Source organism: Caballeronia sp. SEWSISQ10-4 2 (assembly GCF_030464885.1).
GTDB lineage: Bacteria > Pseudomonadota > Gammaproteobacteria > Burkholderiales > Burkholderiaceae > Caballeronia.
Window position 1 is genome coordinate 46,525 of record NZ_JALPRJ010000040.1, and the last position, 15,829, is coordinate 62,353.

General features: G+C 61.2%; 14 protein-coding genes. 1 reads left to right on the forward strand and 13 read right to left on the reverse strand.

Annotated features, from left to right (window positions below; all coding sequences use genetic code 11):
- Positions 1 to 41: 41 nt before the first annotated feature.
- The 11 genes from M0D69_RS25395 to M0D69_RS25445 all read right to left on the reverse strand — a co-directional run bounded on the left by M0D69_RS25395 (position 42) and on the right by M0D69_RS25445 (position 12,013).
- Entirely contained in the window at positions 42 to 653 is a 612-nt protein-coding gene (locus M0D69_RS25395; protein WP_301784621.1) for a peroxidase-related enzyme, read from the reverse strand.
- Positions 650 to 1,183, reverse strand: coding sequence for a CMD domain protein (locus M0D69_RS25400; RefSeq protein ID WP_301784622.1), 534 nt, complete (start codon positions 1,181 to 1,183; stop codon positions 650 to 652). Before M0D69_RS25400 ends, M0D69_RS25395 begins: the two co-directional genes overlap by 4 nt.
- On the reverse strand, positions 1,180 to 2,514 hold the full coding sequence (locus tag M0D69_RS25405) for an acyl-CoA thioester hydrolase/BAAT C-terminal domain-containing protein (protein ID WP_301784623.1): 1,335 nt from the start codon (positions 2,512 to 2,514) through the stop codon (positions 1,180 to 1,182). The genes M0D69_RS25400 and M0D69_RS25405 overlap by 4 nt, the downstream gene beginning before the upstream one ends.
- Before the next feature lie 7 nt (positions 2,515 to 2,521).
- A complete protein-coding gene (locus M0D69_RS25410; protein WP_301784624.1) occupies positions 2,522 to 4,099 on the reverse strand; it encodes an ABC transporter substrate-binding protein in 1,578 nt (525 codons plus the stop codon).
- A 40-nt stretch (positions 4,100 to 4,139) separates the two neighbouring features.
- Positions 4,140 to 5,153, reverse strand: coding sequence for an ABC transporter ATP-binding protein (locus tag M0D69_RS25415; protein WP_301784625.1), 1,014 nt, complete (start codon positions 5,151 to 5,153; stop codon positions 4,140 to 4,142).
- Positions 5,150 to 6,187 (reverse strand): ABC transporter ATP-binding protein, encoded by a 1,038-nt coding sequence (locus M0D69_RS25420; RefSeq protein ID WP_301784626.1) that lies wholly within the window; start codon positions 6,185 to 6,187, stop codon positions 5,150 to 5,152. The genes M0D69_RS25415 and M0D69_RS25420 overlap by 4 nt, the downstream gene beginning before the upstream one ends.
- Positions 6,184 to 7,113 (reverse strand): ABC transporter permease, encoded by a 930-nt coding sequence (locus tag M0D69_RS25425; protein WP_301784627.1) that lies wholly within the window; start codon positions 7,111 to 7,113, stop codon positions 6,184 to 6,186. The genes M0D69_RS25420 and M0D69_RS25425 overlap by 4 nt, the downstream gene beginning before the upstream one ends.
- Positions 7,110 to 8,084, reverse strand: a complete 975-nt coding sequence (locus M0D69_RS25430; protein ID WP_301784628.1) for an ABC transporter permease — start codon at positions 8,082 to 8,084, stop codon at positions 7,110 to 7,112. Before M0D69_RS25430 ends, M0D69_RS25425 begins: the two co-directional genes overlap by 4 nt.
- Positions 8,081 to 9,556, reverse strand: coding sequence for an NAD(P)-binding domain-containing protein (locus tag M0D69_RS25435; RefSeq protein ID WP_301784629.1), 1,476 nt, complete (start codon positions 9,554 to 9,556; stop codon positions 8,081 to 8,083). The genes M0D69_RS25430 and M0D69_RS25435 overlap by 4 nt, the downstream gene beginning before the upstream one ends.
- Positions 9,553 to 10,542 carry a LysR family transcriptional regulator gene (locus M0D69_RS25440; protein WP_301784630.1) on the reverse strand — a complete coding sequence of 330 codons (990 nt, stop codon included), beginning with the start codon at positions 10,540 to 10,542 and terminating at the stop codon, positions 9,553 to 9,555. The genes M0D69_RS25435 and M0D69_RS25440 overlap by 4 nt, the downstream gene beginning before the upstream one ends.
- A 316-nt stretch (positions 10,543 to 10,858) precedes the next feature.
- On the reverse strand, positions 10,859 to 12,013 hold the full coding sequence (locus tag M0D69_RS25445; protein WP_301784631.1) for a porin: 1,155 nt from the start codon (positions 12,011 to 12,013) through the stop codon (positions 10,859 to 10,861).
- A 489-nt stretch (positions 12,014 to 12,502) separates the two neighbouring features.
- Between M0D69_RS25445 and M0D69_RS25450 the strand changes: the two genes are divergently transcribed.
- Positions 12,503 to 12,991, forward strand: a complete 489-nt coding sequence (locus M0D69_RS25450; protein ID WP_301784632.1) for a hypothetical protein — start codon at positions 12,503 to 12,505, stop codon at positions 12,989 to 12,991.
- Here M0D69_RS25450 and gabD read toward each other — a convergent pair.
- Positions 12,955 to 14,424 carry an NADP-dependent succinate-semialdehyde dehydrogenase gene (gabD, locus tag M0D69_RS25455; RefSeq protein WP_301784633.1) on the reverse strand — a complete coding sequence of 490 codons (1,470 nt, stop codon included), beginning with the start codon at positions 14,422 to 14,424 and terminating at the stop codon, positions 12,955 to 12,957. The genes M0D69_RS25450 and gabD overlap by 37 nt on opposite strands.
- On the reverse strand, positions 14,421 to 15,716 hold the full coding sequence (gene gabT, locus M0D69_RS25460; RefSeq protein ID WP_301784634.1) for a 4-aminobutyrate--2-oxoglutarate transaminase: 1,296 nt from the start codon (positions 15,714 to 15,716) through the stop codon (positions 14,421 to 14,423). The genes gabD and gabT overlap by 4 nt, the downstream gene beginning before the upstream one ends.
- Positions 15,717 to 15,829: the final 113 nt, after the last annotated feature.

Genomic DNA, 15,829 nt, shown 5'->3' on the forward strand with positions numbered 1-15,829 from the left:
GGCTTGCCGGCGCTGGACGCAGGATCCAGCCGGCACCCGCGCTACGGTCTGCTTGCTTGATCGTGCCCGCTGGGCCATCCCACCGGTTCACCCAGATTGAGCATCAGGCGGTTGGCCCAGGCGAAAATGGCGATGGAGTGAATCAGATCGAGGATCTCGTCGTCGCTCAATCCCACTTCGCGCAGTGCCCGCAATTGGGCCGGTTCAACCTGACCCGGTGTGAGTGTCAGGTCGATCGAGGCCTGCACGATTGCCTTCTCGCGTGGCGAGGTGCCAGCGGTTGCCGAGTCGTTGAAAACCTGCTCGATCACGTCATCACGTTTCGCCAGCTGCTCGAAACGCTGCGCATGCACCGACGCGCAATACACGCAGCCGTTGATTCGCGAAACGACTGTCGACGCCAGTTCCCGTTCAGCGCGCGGCAAGCCGCCCGGCGCGTACATGATCGCGTTGAAGGCCGCGGAGCGTTGTCGCAGGATTTCCGGCTGATGCACGAGGAACAGGTAGTAGTCGGATTCCTTCGCCTTCGGATGGCTCTCTTCGAGCACGGCAATCTGCTCGGCGGAGGCGTCGGTGAGTTGCACCACGTCCAGCCACGCGTCCCATCCGAGCACGCGATTCGTGAAGCCATGCGCTTCGATTACCCGGCTCATGCTGCCTCCGTTGCATTCAAGACCTGCAGCGCGCGCAAGCCGGCCGTCAGGCGAATCTGATAAGAAAGAAACGCGATCAATTGCGCGATTGCGACCACGACTGGTGTCGATATGCCCGCGGCGGGAAGGCGTTCGAGCGCGGTTTTGTCGCCGTCGATTGGGGATTCGATCAGCGTGCGCGTAAAGCCCAGCATCGCGCGCAAGCGTGGCCCTTGAATGTCGCTCCCGTTCAACGGACCTTGCACGATCTGGTCGATAACGGCACGGTCCGCATTGCTGGAAGCAAGCCGTTCCGCATAATGTTCCGCCAATGCAGGCGCATTCGATAACGTGCATGCATACAACGCGACCAGCAACCGCTCGGTCAGCGACAAGTCCGGCAGCGCAGGGTCAAATAACGCTTCGTAACTGCGCTGTGTTGCCGCGGCGACCTTCTCGCGTTTGTGCCTTGTTGCGTGCGTCGGTGAGCCGGGCGAAAGACCCGCAATCCGGTCGACAATATCGGTGCTGAGATCATAGGTGTCTGTCATGGTTGCTCCTGCCTGAGAGAGTCGCCGGTGGTTTTTGATGTGCGGGAATGGACGGCAGCGTTGAGGAAAGCCAGCGCTTCGCGCCACGATGATTCATCGGCGCGTGCGTTTGCCGAGGGTTCGCCACCGCCCGTGCTGATGCGTCCCGACACGGGATGTGCGTACACGATTTGCGTAGTCGGCACGTAAGGAAAAACGATTGCGTGGCCGGCGTTGTCGAAGTCGAGATGACGCACGGGGTAAGCATGTTTTTCCCGTTCGAGCCGCTCGACCACCATGCGCGAATAGTCGGAGGAGGGCCACGAACCGTCGGCGGTCGCGGAGATCAGCAGCACCGGGCCATCGATATTTTCGACATGAATCCGCGCCCGCTCCACCGCTTCCTTATCGAGCAACGCCGTTCGGATCGCGCGTTCGTGACGATGCGGCGGCGGGCCATCGTCGAAGGGTTGCCAGCTTGCCGTGCGATTGTTTTCCCATAGGTGCGGGAGCGGTTTGCCATCGAGCAGCCAGGTCGGGCCTTCGCGACCCGTTGCGGGATCGGCGGCGTTCTGCGCGCTGTGAATGACGGCGCCCGGCACATAACCGATCACCGCCTTGATGCAATCCGGATAGGTTGCGCCGAGCAGCAGCGCGAGTTCGCCGCCGCGCGATTGCCCGCTTACCGCGATAAAACCAGACGCCGGTTGCAACTCGCGCGCGATCCAGTCGAGTGCACGACGGAAGTATTCGAGCGGCGTGTTGGAGATGTAGTCGGACAGCCCCGGTGTCTTGAAGTAACCGAGCGCGAGCGCGGCATATCCACGCGATGCATATAGCGCCCCGCGCGGTTCGTTGATGCCTCCGCCCGATCCGTTCAGCACCAGCACGACGGGATGCGGTCCCGGGGTCGCGGGCAGGAACAACGTACCGACACAACCCTCAACGCGCATGTCGCGCCGCTGCACGCCGGGCGCCATCAGCCGCTGTATCAGCAGCGTAGCAGTCAGCACCTGTCCGTCTTCATCGATCACCTCGATGCAGGTCGTCAACGCTTTAGAGACATCCGCGGGGAACACCTCGCGTTTTCCCGCTTCCACAGGCACTTGCGACCAGATAAGTCCCATCGGCGATACACCGCCATAGTCGCCTTCGACCGGAGCATCGCGAGACAGATCGACGACGCCATGGTCATCGGCCCGGAAAACCGCGCGACTGGTCCAGACCGTGCCTGCGCCGCGCACGGTCTGCGTGCGAAGGGTAAACAACGCACCCGCATTCGCGCCGCTCACCGTGATGCGGCGCGCCACGTCGATCAGATCATCGTCAGGTGTAGCCGTGATGTCGATCATGCTGGCCTCAGCTGCCGCTGCGCGTGACCATCATCGCGGTCGTCCGGTCGCTGACCGCCGGTGTCACTTTCAAACCTTTCTTCGCAGCCCAGATGTTCTGGTAGTGAAAGACCGGAATCACGCCGACGTCGTCGCTTACCACCTTCACCGACTGCTGCAGGATGGTTTCGCGCTTCGCAGTATCGAATTCGGCGGTGGCCGCGTCGAGCGCGTGATCGACGGCCGCGTTGCTATAGCGTCCCCAGTTCGATGCGCCAATGCCCTTCTTCGCATCGACGGTGCCAAGCACGTTGACGAGCGCATAGCTCGCTTCGCCCGTGCCGTTACCCCACGCAATCATGCTCACCGCAAACTCGTTTTTGTTCGCGCGGCTCGCGTAACTCGCCCACGGCATCACCTCAACCTTCGTCTTTACGCCGATGCGCGTCCAGAATTGCGCAACGGCCTGCGCCGTTTCGGGCGCTTGCGGATAACGGTCGTTTGGCACGCTGAGCGTCAACTGGAAGCCGTCCGGAAAACCGGCTTCGGCAAGCAGTTTCTTCGCCTGGGCCGGATCGTTGGGGATGTCCTTCACGCTCGGGTTATAACCGAAGGTCTTCGCCGGCATCCACTGGTTGGCGACAGTCGCCGCGCCTTGCAGGATGCGGTCGGTGATGGCGGGACGATTGATCGCCAGCGACAACGCACGGCGCACGCGCACGTCGAGCAGCGGATTCTTGTCCAACGGCTTGCCGGCGTTGTCGGTGATATAGGGGTTCGGGCCTTCACGGAAAGTGGGCTGAAGCAGCAGTACACGCAGGCCCGGATACGCGAATACCGATACCTGCGGCGACTGCTTGAGACGCGGCAGGTCTGAGACGGAAACCTTGTCGATCACATCAACATCGCCTGACAGCAGCGCCGCCGTACGCGCCGCCGCGTTGCTGATGTAGCGGTAATTCACCTTGTCCCAGATCGGCTTGGCACCCCAGTACGCGTCGTTACGCGTCATGACCACGCGGTCGCCCGGCGTGTACGAGGCGAACTTGTATGGTCCCGAGCCGACCATCGCGCGGCCTGCGTTGTAATCTTCCGTCGACGACTTTTCGCCCACGTGTTTGCTCACGATATGCACTGACGTCAAATTGAGCGGCAGGTCCGGCGTCGGGGTGCTCGTCTTGATGATCAGCGTGTACGGATCGGGCGCGGTAACGGAAGCGATCGTGCGTAGATAACCCGCGAAGGTGGCGATCGTCCCCGGCACATTGCGGGCGCGTTGATACGAATAGATCACGTCATCGGCAGTGAACGGCGTGCCGTCCTGCCACTTGACGTCGTGGCGCAGCTTGAATTCCCACGTGTCGTTGCCGGTTGCCTTCCAGCTTGTCGCGAGGCCGGGCGCGAGCGTGTTGTCGTGATTCTCGACCAGCAGATCCCAGAAGTGCAGATCGACAGAGCGGTCGCCCGCGTAGTTGTTCAGTTGTGGATCGAGCGACGAGAGCGGATCGGCGAACGCAACGTTGAGCGTCTGCGCCGACGCGCCCGAACTGAACAACGCCGCGCTTACGAGGGTGGTCGTCAGCGTGGAAAGGATCAGGCGTTTCACGATGCAATTCCTTTTTATTGAGTGTGTTTTGAATTGAAACTTAGTGGGCGTCGTTCAGATGACACGCGCTGACATGCTCGATGGCGATGCCACGCAAGCTGGGCACTTCCGTCTTGCAACGTGGCATGGCGTGCGGACAACGTGGATGAAAATGGCAACCTGACGGCGGCGCGAGCGGACTTGGCATCTCGCCGCGAATGGCGGTGAAGTGCTTCTTGCGTGCATCGATACGAGGAATCTCCGCCAGCAGCGTCTGCGTATAAGGATGGTTCGGATGCTGGAATATTTCTTCAACAGGCGCGCTTTCCACCACGCGCCCGAGATACATGATCACCACGCGATCCGACAACTGTTCGACCACGCCCAGATCGTGGCTGATGAACAGGTACGTGAGGTTGAGTTGTTCGCGCAGGTCCATGAAGAGATTCAGGATCTGCGCTTGTATCGATACATCTAGTGCGGCCACGGCTTCGTCGCAAACGAGCATCGACGGATTGACGGCGAGCGCTCTTGCAATGCCGATGCGCTGCCGCTGACCGCCGCTGAACTCATGCGGATACCGGTCCGCAAGCGACGGATCAAGACCGGCGCGCTTTAACTGCGCGGCCACATAAGCGTCGAGATCGGCGCGTTCGACCATGCCATGCACGAGCGGCGCCTCGCCGACGATATCGCGAATCCGCCTTCTCGGATTCAGGCTCGAATACGGGTCCTGAAAGATCATCTGGATCGCCAGCCGGGCGGCGCGCAGCGCTGCGGGGGACATGGCGGCGCGGTTCTGGCTATCCACCAGCACGTCGCCCTCAGTTGGCGCGATGAGGCCTGAAACAATGCGGCCAAGCGTGGATTTTCCACAGCCCGATTCGCCGACGAGCCCAACCACTTCTCCCGGCATGATCGCGAGATCGACATGGTCGACCGCGCGCGTGACCGCTTGCGCGGCGAGCAGCTTGCGCTCGCGCAGCCAGCGTGTAGCGGCGTTCTCGTCGCGTTCGCCGAACCGCTGACTGACGCCGCGGAGTTCGATAAGAGCGCGCGTATCGACGTGGCTCATGCGGTTGTCTCCGTGCGCACATTGGTTTGCCGGCCGGGATGAAAGCAGCGCACGAGATGCGTGCCATGTTCAGAGGCCTTCGCTGCGGGCGAGGGTCCGAGCACTGGGCGAGTGGAGCAAACCGCCGTGGCCCGCGTGCAGCGCGCGGCGAACGCGCAACCCGGTGGCAACAACCGAAGATCGGGCGTGATGCCTGCAATCTGCGTCAGCCGTTTGCCCCGCGTATTGAGGCTCGGCAAGCTGTCGATCAAACCAGCCGTGTAGGGATGCTGCGGATGGTCCAGCACCGCGTCTACCGTGCCTTGTTCGACGATCCTGCCCGCGTACATCACGGCGATGTCATCGGCGAGACCGGCCACGACCGACAGGTCGTGCGTGATCCAGATCAGCGAGGTGCCCTGTGTCCGTACAAGCGTTTGCACTTCCGACAAAATCTGCGCCTGGATGGTGACATCGAGCGCGGTGGTCGGTTCATCGGCAATGATCAGATCGGGTTTGTGCAGCATCGCTATGGCAATCGCCACCCGCTGGCGCATGCCGCCCGACAACTGATGCGGATACGCGGGCAGGCGTTCATCGGGACTTGCGATGCCCATTGCAGCCAGTGCTTCGCTTGCCTGCTCGCGCGCCGCACTCCGGCTCACGTCGCGATGTGCCCGCACCGCTTCAATCATCTGCGCATCCACGCGCTGGACGGGATTGAGCGTGGACATCGGGTCCTGGAACACCATCGCGATACGGCTGCCGCGCAGGCGCCGCATCTCCGTTTCGGGCAAACCGACGAGGTTCTTGCCCTTGAACAATATCTCGCCGCCGACCACGCGGCCGGGTGCATCGATGAGTCCCATGATCGAGAACCCGGTCACCGATTTACCCGATCCCGATTCACCTACAAGACCCAGCACGCGGCCTCGGGCAAGCGTCAACGAGACATCTTCCACGGCAGGCAACTCGCCTTCGCGCGTGAAGAAGCGCGTTCGCAGGCCGCGGACTTCCAGCGTGTTGTCAGCGGTATGGAAAGCAGCGTCGCTCATTTCACGAACCTCGGATTGAGCAGTTCGCGCAGGCGGTCGCCGACCATATTGATCGATACCAGCATGGCCAGCAGCCCAAGACCGGGATAAACGCTGGTCCAGTATTCGCCCGAAAGCATGGTCTGGTAACCGTTGGCGATCAGCAGTCCGAGCGACGGTTCGGTGATCGGCACGCCGAGTCCGAGAAACGACAGCGTTGCTTCAAGCGTGATCGCGCGCGCGACCTGCAGCGTGCCGACCACGATCAGCGGCGGCAGGCAGTTCGGCAGGATGTGAACGAGCACGATGCGCCAGTTGGGAATCGCGAGACTACGCGCTGCTTCAACATATTCGCGCCGCGCTTCGACCAGCGCCTGCGCGCGAGCGGTGCGTGCGTAATACGCCCACTCGATCAGCACCAGCGTAAGCACGACGTTTGTCACGCTCTTGCCGAGGAAAGCGAGCAGCATCATGGCGACGAGGATGGACGGGAAGGCGAGCAGCAAGTCTACGAGCCGCATGATGAGGCTATCGACCTTGCCGCCCGCGTAGGCCGCGATCAGGCCGAACACGGTGCCGACTATGCCCGCGATTACCGCCGAGCCGAGGCCGACGGACAAGCTCAGGCGCAGGCCGTAGAGCATTGCCGAATAAAGATCGCGGCCCTGGCCGTCGGTTCCGAGCCAGTACGCATGCGTACCGGTGCCGTTCATCGAACCGGGTGGGAGGCGGGCGTCGAGGACGTCGAGTTGCAGCAGGTCGTAGGGATTTTGCGGGGTGATATTGGGCGCGAAGATGGCCGCGAGCACGAGCAGTATCGCGACGATCAACGCAGCAAGCGCTGCAGGCGAGCGGCCGAAATCCGCGATCAGTTGGCGCCATGGCGATTGACGGCGTTTCGTTGCGGCAGGCACGGGTGTTTCGGGAACGAGAGGAGTCGTGCTCATCGCGTGCCCTCCAGCCGCACGCGCGGATCGAGGAACTTGTAGAGGATATCGACGAGCAGGTTCAGCGAGACGAACATGCACACGACCACGATCAGGTACGACAAAATTACCGGACGATCGAGCGCGTTGATGCTGTCGAGAATGAGTTTGCCTGCACCGGGCCAAGAGAACACAGTCTCGGTCACGACCGCGAATGCGATGGTGGAACCGAACTCCAGGCCGATCACCGTAACGAGCGGAATCAGCGTATTGCGCAAGATGTGGACGAGCACGACACGCATGGGCGACAGACCCTTGGCGCGTGCGAAGCGCACATGTTCCATTGGCATGACTTCACGCACGCCGGCGCTTGTCAGGCGCAGCACAAGCGATACCTTGAAGAGCGAGAGGTTGAGCGCAGGCAGGATCAGGTGTCGCAGGCCGTCGAGAGTGAGCCACGACCACTGGACGCCGAACAGGCTCGCGGTCGCTCCTCGTCCGCTGGCGGGCAGCCAGCCGAGCTTCACGCTGAACAGCATGATCAGCATCAGGCCGACCCAGAACGTCGGCAGCGAGAAGCCGACAATACTGCCCGTCATCAGCATCTTCGACAGCGGATTGCGTGGATGCAGACCTGCGAACAAGCCCAGCGGGATGCCGATCACAAGTGCCAGCAGCAGCGCTGAAACGGCAAGTTCGAAGGTGGCGGGAAGGCGCTGCAGGATCAGGCGGATCGCGGGTTCGTTATAGACGAAGCTGTTGCCGAGATCGCCGTGCATCGCGCCTGCGAGGAACGCGAGGTACTGCTTCCAGAGCGGCTGGTCGAGGCCCAGATGCGCAATGATGCGCGCGCGGTCGACCTGATCGACGTCCTGCCCGATAAGGATATCGATAGGATTCCCGATTGCGTGCAAACCGATGAACACGATCAGTGTCATCAGCAACACGACGAACGCCGCCTGCGCGACGCGGCGAATGAGCCAGCCGCTCATTGATCCTCCGCGTACTGTGGCGGTGCCTCGGCGGGTTGCCATTCATCGCCGTTGAGCTCGGGCTCGGCATATGCTTGCAGCGCCGCATAATGTTCCCCCACGTCCTCGCGATACAGCAAGCTTGCTATGCCCTGGGCGAGTCGCTTTGCACCGGTGCTGATCGCGGGGATGTCGCCGGAGACTGCGCCTTGCGAGAGCGTTGCGGGGTAGCAGAAGCAGTGGATGTTCGACAAACCAGGGCAATCGCCGGGCGATTTCTCGAGGAATTCAAACGCGGGACCGACGTCGGGAGAGTCGGATAACTCGGCATCCTCATCGCCGGGCGGCGGTGTGTAGCGGTCGGCCCAGGTACGGATAGCCGGCGCAAATGCAGCGAATTCCGGGCGTGCCGTCCAGTCGACTTTGAAGCCTGTGGAGACCACTAGGAAGTCGGCGGTGAAGATACCCTTCGGTGTGTGGATCGAGAGACCGTCCGCGGTGCTTTCCACGGATAACACCGGGCATCCCAGGTTGAAACGTGCGTTCGGATGACGCGATACCCGTAACGTGCTGCCACGCGGCGGCGGCACCTGCACGGTATTGATGTAGTGGCGGATCTTCCATTTCCACTCGTCGGGGAGAGTCAGGTGACCGTGCGTCAGGCCCGGATTGCCGGCGCCTTTGCCCTTGTTCACTCGCGGCAAATCCGCACGCCTGATCAACAAATCGACGCTCGCTGCGCCCGCTTCGAGCGCCGTCGCCGCGCTATCCATTGCCGACGAACCGCCGCCTACCACTGCCACGCGCTTACCTGCGAGCGAGGAGTAGTCAGTGGTGTCCGACGAGTGCGCCCAGCGCGAACGCGGCAATCCTTCGACGAATCCCGGCAACGCAGGTCCGCCCAATCCGTCGCGACCCGTAGCGAGCACGACGCGTCGTGCGTAGACATCGAAGCGCCGTTCACGCGTCCTCACGCTTAGCACCACAAGACCATCGGCACGCGGCGTGACGGCTTCGATCGTGTGGCCGTTGCGAACATCGAGTGCAAGCACGCGGCGATACCAGATCAGATAGTCCATCCATTGCAGGCGGTCGATCTTGTCGAGCACTTGCCATGCGTCCGTGCCGAACTGAGCCTCGAACCACGCGCGAAATGTCAGCGCGGGCAATCCCAACGCAGGACCCGTCAGTTGCTTCGGCGAGCGCAGCGTTTCCATGCGAGCGGTCGTGGCCCAAGGGCCTTCCAACCCCTGTGGTGAGCGGTCGAAGATGCGCGCGCGCACGCCCAGCATTTTCAGCGCAGCCGATGCCGCCAGCCCCGCCATGCCGCCGCCGATCACCGCCACATCCAGCACTTCCTGAGCGTCATGCGTCTTGCCGATCACCCATTCGCGCGCGGGCAATTCGAGCAGGGACAGGTCTTCGGCGAGGCGCGCTTCGAGCGCCGCGAGGCCGGTCGGTTGATTCGATGAAGTGATGTTGTCGAGGCTCACGTGGCGTGCTCTTCGGTCGGATTGAGGATGTCGTCGGATAGGCCGTAGAGCGCCTGAAGGATCGCGCCGTGCTGGCTGGCGTCGTGCAGGATAAAGTCGGGAAGGATCTCCGCGGCTGCAAGCGCCAGCGCTTGTGCCGCGGCGAGGGTCGCAGCGCTAGGCGGACGAAACTCGGGCGTGATGACGCCGAACAGGAACGCGATGCGGATATCGAGCGGACGGATCACCACGCCTTCGACGGGCAGTCCAAACGCCGTCACCGGCTCCAGCACGGCGAGCCCGAGTCCTTCGCGCACTGCGCCGAGCGCGTTCAGCGACGAGTTGGTTTCGATCACGCCGGCGGTGTGCACGCCCGTTTGCGCGAACGCCGAATCGAGCCGGGGTCGCAGCCGGTAGGGGTTTTGCATCGTGACAAGGCGACGGTTTGCAAAGTCGCTCAACGCGATGCGCGGCGCTTGCGCCAGCGGGTCGTCGGCGCGCACGGCGGCGACACATGCCGCTTCGCCGATCCAGTGCACAAGCACGCCGCGATGTTCGAGCGGCAGGCTTGAAACGCCCATATCGACGATGCCGTTCAGCACGGCATCGACTACTTGTTCGGGAGCTGCACTGCGCAAATGGACGGATTCGAGCGGATGGTCCTGATCGAGCAAGGCCAGCGCGCGGGGCACGAGGCCGGCGGCAAGCGCCGAGGTTGCAGCGATGGTGAGCGGCGGCGGCGCCTGCCGCGCGATTTGTTCGGCGCGGGATTTGACCTGGCGCAGGCTGGCGAGCGTGCGTTCGACGTCCTGGTAAAGCTCGGACGCCTCACGCGTGGGCGCGACGCGCGGCCCGAAACGCTGGAACAGCGGATAACCGATTTCAGCTTCCAGTTCCTGGATCGAACGCGATACCGCGGGTTGTGAGCGCCCGAGCAAACGCCCGGCGGCGGTGACGCTCCCGGCGGACATGACGGCGGCAAACGCTTCCAATTGGCGGATTTCCATGGGTACGCGGGCCTGATCGATCAGATCGATGAATGCATAAAACGCATTCTTGCCTGTCTACCATGTGAAATGCAAATGATCAAAAATGATATGGATAGTGCGGGGGGTGGGAAGGGAGTCGGGTGATGCGCGAGGGTGGACCCTGACGTACGCCCAGCCCTGAAGTGAAGCGCTCGGGCCCTCGCACGAGCCCACGTTGTCACCGAAGACCCTGTCACCTCGAAATGCGAACGCGTGAGCATGTGCGCGGTGCCATGTCATTGGCGTCGACGACGCTTCCCTAACGTCCGATTAGATATGGCGTTCGCGGGACTTCTTAGAAGCGGGTACGAATCCCAACAGTACCAACAACTTGATTCGCGGTCGACGAGGCGCCACCGGACGTATTGATGAAAGCAACGAAGTTGTTTCCAATCGCGTGCTGATACATCGCTTCCGCATAAACGTCCGTGCGCTTTGAGAACGAATACACAACCTGTCCGTTAATCTGATTGAACTTCGGGTCGGCACCAAACGTCGTTGCACCGGAAAGATGCCCGTCTGTGTACGTATCCGTGATCCCGAGGCTAAGCGCCGAAGTCAAAGCGTATTTGCCGTTCAATTCGAAATTGTCGAAACGCATCGTGCCATTCTTCAGGCCGAACGAGTTAGTGCCCGCGTATTGGCTGTGCGTAAAGACGAAACCGACCAGTGCCGGACCGAATGCATAGTTCACGGCACCGCCAAATATGCGCGTTCGGTCAGATCCGACCAGAAAACCACCGGTGCCGTTGGCCGTTGATTCGGCTGTGTCGATCGCGCTACCCGTATTCGTCGTGCTGTTCGAGCCGTTGGTCTGCAAATAGCCCGCAGCGAAATTCAATGGGCCGTAGCTGTAGCTTGCACCGAAGCTGTATGCGCGATTCTGTGAAAAGTTGGTGAAGTCGGAGAATGCGTACAACGTACCGAACTTGAAGCCCGCATAGTTGTTGCTCATATACTTGACCGCGTTGCTCATGCGCACCGAGTGGTTCAAGTTGTCGTTGTCGAACGGGTGTGCAAAACCGGTGTCGCCGAACGTACCCGCCGTTCCCGACAATGGCGCTACGAAGTCAACCAGTGAGTCGTACTGCCGACCGAGCGTGACAGCGCCATATTGACTGCTTGCCAGGCCGACATAGGCTTGGCGACCGAACTCGCGGCCGTCCTGGCCGAGCTTGCCTGACTGGACGTTGAAACCGTTTTCGAGCACGAAGACAGCCTTCAGGCCGCCACCGAGATCCTCCGCTCCGCGAAAGCCAAAGCGGCTACCGTTGATATTTCCGCTCGTGGCCTGGAACAATGGGCCGCTCGTGCCGCTCTTCGATACGTTGTTCGTGTACATGAGGCCCGCGTCGATGATGCCGTACAGCGTCACGGAACTTTGTGCGTGAGCTGCCGAGACCGCTGCAAAGCCGAGGGAAGCCAAAGATAGATGCAGGATTTTTTTCATGGCGCGCTCACAGAGTTTGATTAGAAGGTCTGAAGCTGCCTGAAATATTAGAGTTCCGACCCTGGCCCTACTCACGAACCCGCATTTATTTTTTTGGTACTCCGCAATGATTATTCATTTAAGTGTCATTGAGCGTGCTTTTCCAAACGGGGCGGGCTCTGCCGAGACCTGTGATGATTGGCATAAATCGGTGCCGTAGCAACTGCGCGACGATCTCCTCCGTCTTTGTTCCCGTCTTGATTTAAGAATGGTTTTACAACATGCGAGCTGGCTCCGCTTTCTGCAGGCAGCAACCGACCCCCGCGGAAATACCATCAGATGTTTGGTGGGTGGTTATACGCGGATAGCGCGGGGTGAACCAGTGGCAGGCTCAGTCACTGGTGGCGAAGCGTGTGGGTATCGCGGGCATGATGGGCAGCGGAATGCGCGGCCTAGCATTGTGCAAGCAAAATGCTTTTCAAGATTATCAAACGTGCAGGGGATTTTAGTATGACCACATTGGCAGCAACTTCGCTTGTTGTGTCCTATTCGCCAGACGACGAAGCGATCGAAATTCAGAATATGGAGAGCGCCCCAATCGAGGCGCTGGATATAAAAAAGCTTACGTTCCCGATTTTTTTGGATGAATTTAACCATCGTCTCGATGACGAGTTCGCGCGACGGTTGGGCGCTAGTCTTATCGCCGCGCTGGTTGTATCGCATCCCGAACTAAAGCAGTATGTTTTCGTCACACCAGCGCCCGATGACGGCAAAGCAGGACCGGCTAGCGGGTCGAGCGTGCGCGGCGCGCGGCGTACAAAACACCGTCCGTTAATGTGCAGTAACAGTGATAAAGAGAACAGCCAACTCCCGCAGACCACTAACAGCGAAAGCACCAACCCGGCATCACCCCCGACCGCCCGCAACGACACGCCCACCCCCCAACCGAGTGCGAACGACCCTCAAACCGCCATGCACAAATACTTGATCACCAGATAATCATCGATTCCATACCGTGAACCTTCGCGCCCAAGACCCGACTGCTTGACCCCGCCGAACGGCGCCACCTCGTTCGAGATAAGCCCGGTATTGATCCCGACCATGCCGTATTCCAGCGCTTCAGCCACGCGCCAGACACGCCCGATATCGCGGCTATAAAAATACGCGGCAAGGCCAAATTCCGTATCGTTAGCCATCCGTATGACTTCTTCATCGGATGAGAACCGGAATAACGGCGCGAGCGGCCCGAATGTTTCTTCCTTCGAGATCTTCATCTCAGGCGTCACGCCTGATAACACCGTCGGTTCGAAGAAGCCAAAACCAAGCGCGTGCCGCTTACCGCCGATCACAACCTGAGCGCCTTTCTCGAGCGCATCGTGAATATGCGATTCGACCTTTTGCACGGCGGCGTCGTTGATCAGCGGCCCGAGCAAAACGCCGCTCTCCAGCCCATTGCCGACCTTGAGCTTCGCGACGGCCGCACCCAGTTTCCGGGCAAACTCGTCATACACACGGTCATGAACATAGAACCGGTTTGTACAGACACAAGTCTGCCCGCTGTTCCGATACTTCGACGCAATAGCGCCTTCAACCGCGGCATCAATATCGGCATCGTCGAAAACGATGAACGGCGCATTGCCGCCCAGTTCCAGCGACACTTTCTTGACCGTCGGCGCGCTTTGCGCCATCAGCAGGCGGCCGACTTGCGTCGACCCCGTGAACGACAGTTTCCGGACGACAGGATTACTCGTCAACTCCGCGCCGATCGCCTTCGGGTCGCCGGTCACGATATTCAGCACGCCCTTGGGCAGCCCGGCACGCTCAGCCAGCACGGCCATCGCGAACGCTGAAAATGGCGTCGCCTCGGCGGGTTTTACCACAATCGGGCAACCTGCAGCCAACGCCGGACCGGCCTTGCGCGTGATCATCGCGGCAGGAAAATTCCACGGCGTAATGGCCGCGCAGACGCCGATAGGTTCCTTCGTCACCACAATGCGTTTATCGGCGGCAGGCGAGGCAAGCGTGTCACCGGCGACGCGTTTGCCTTCCTCCGCGAACCACTCGATGAACGACGCCGCGTAGACGATCTCACCCTTGGCTTCGGCGAGCGGCTTGCCTTGCTCACGGGTAAGGATCATCGCGAGATCGTCGGCGTTTTCCAGCATCAGTTCATACCAGCGACGCATGATGGCCGCACGTTCCTTCGCGGTTTTCTTGCGCCAGAGGGGCCACGCTTTGTTGGCCGCATCGATCGCACGATGCGTTTCCGCCGCGCCCATATTCGGCACGTGGCCGAGCGACTGACCGTTTGCGGGATCGATGACTTCGAAGCTCGAGGCATCGTCGGCGGCTTGCCACTCACCGTCGATGAACGCTTCGTGACGCAGCAGTGTCGCGTCTTTCAACTGCATTGACGAACGCTGCGTGCTCATGCTGTCGCCCCCACTTCTGCTGTCAGGACGTGTTCGAGAATGCCGAGCGCTTCATCGAACACGGCGTCCTGGATGGTCAGCGGGAACAGGAAGCGGATTACGTTGCCATGCACACCGCAGATCAGCAAAAGCAGGCCGCGTTCAAGCGCCGCGGTCTGGACGCGCTTGGCGAAAGCGGCGTCGGCTTCGCCGGTCCCGGGCTTGGAGAATTCGACTGCGACCATGCCGCCGGGGCCGCGCACATCAGCGATCTGCGGCACGTCTGCTTTAAGTGTTGTCAGCAGCGACTTCAGCTTGTCGCCAAGCAAGACGGCACGCTCGCAAAGCTTCTCTTCATCGATGATCTCAAGCACCGCATGCGCTGACGCCACCGCCATCGGATTGCCGGCATACGTGCCGCCGAGCCCGCCGGGCGCGACCGCGTCCATCACCTCGGCGCGGCCGACCACGCCTGACAGCGGCATGCCGCCCGCCAGGCTTTTGGCCATGGTCATCAGGTCCGGCGCGACGTCGTAGTGCTGCATTGCGAACATCTTGCCGGTGCGCGCGAAGCCGGTCTGGACTTCATCGGCGATCAGCAGGATGCCGTGCGTGTCGCAGAGCTTGCGCAAGGCGCGCACGAATTCCACGGGCGCCTGATAGAAACCGCCTTCGCCCTGGACGGGTTCGAAGATGATCGCCGCAACCCGTTTCGCTTCAATATCCGCCGCGAAAAGATGTTCGATGGCCCGCAGCGAATCCTCGGTGGTGATGCCGCGCAGCGGGTTCGGGAACGGGGCATGGAACACGTCGGACGGGAACGGCCCGAAGCCGATCTTGTACGGCGCGACCTTGCCGGTCAGCGCCATGCCCATGAACGTACGGCCGTGGAACCCGCCGGTGAACGCGATCACGCCCGGCCGGCCGGTCGCGGCGCGCGCGATCTTGATGGCGTTCTCGACGGCTTCCGCGCCGGTCGTGAAGAACGCGGCCTTCTTTGCATAGTCGCCGGGCGCACGCTCGATGATCTTTTCGGCGAGCGAGACATACGATTCGTAAGGGACGATCTGATAGGCGGTATGCGTGAAGCGCTCGAGTTGTGCGCGCATTGCCGCGACAATTTTCGGGTGCCGGTGCCCCGTGTTACATACCGCAATACCCGCCGCGAAGTCGATGAAGCGGCGGCCTTCCACGTCCCACAACTCGGCGTTTTCAGCGCGTTCGGCGTAAAAATCGCACATCACGCCGACACCGCGCGGGGTCGCGGCATCTTTGCGGGTCTTGAGGTCGGCATTCTTGAGGGTCTGGCTCACGGCATCGCTCCTGGGAGGGTGGTCGGGTTTTAGCGGTTCTTAGGCGGTACCTCGACTATAGTAAGATTTGGCTCTTTCAATCAGAGCCATTTCCGTATTTTTATAGGAGCCAT

Coding starts and splice junctions, on each gene's coding strand:
- M0D69_RS25395 (WP_301784621.1), bottom strand. CDS start 653: ATGAGCCGGGTAATCGAAGCGCATGGCTTCACGAATCGCGTGCTCGGA.
- M0D69_RS25400 (WP_301784622.1), bottom strand. CDS start 1,183: ATGACAGACACCTATGATCTCAGCACCGATATTGTCGACCGGATTGCG.
- M0D69_RS25405 (WP_301784623.1), bottom strand. CDS start 2,514: ATGATCGACATCACGGCTACACCTGACGATGATCTGATCGACGTGGCG.
- M0D69_RS25415 (WP_301784625.1), bottom strand. CDS start 5,153: ATGAGCCACGTCGATACGCGCGCTCTTATCGAACTCCGCGGCGTCAGT.
- M0D69_RS25420 (WP_301784626.1), bottom strand. CDS start 6,187: ATGAGCGACGCTGCTTTCCATACCGCTGACAACACGCTGGAAGTCCGC.
- M0D69_RS25425 (WP_301784627.1), bottom strand. CDS start 7,113: ATGAGCACGACTCCTCTCGTTCCCGAAACACCCGTGCCTGCCGCAACG.
- M0D69_RS25430 (WP_301784628.1), bottom strand. CDS start 8,084: ATGAGCGGCTGGCTCATTCGCCGCGTCGCGCAGGCGGCGTTCGTCGTG.
- M0D69_RS25440 (WP_301784630.1), bottom strand. CDS start 10,542: ATGGAAATCCGCCAATTGGAAGCGTTTGCCGCCGTCATGTCCGCCGGG.
- M0D69_RS25445 (WP_301784631.1), bottom strand. CDS start 12,013: ATGAAAAAAATCCTGCATCTATCTTTGGCTTCCCTCGGCTTTGCAGCG.
- M0D69_RS25450 (WP_301784632.1), top strand. CDS start 12,503: ATGACCACATTGGCAGCAACTTCGCTTGTTGTGTCCTATTCGCCAGAC.
- gabD (WP_301784633.1), bottom strand. CDS start 14,424: ATGAGCACGCAGCGTTCGTCAATGCAGTTGAAAGACGCGACACTGCTG.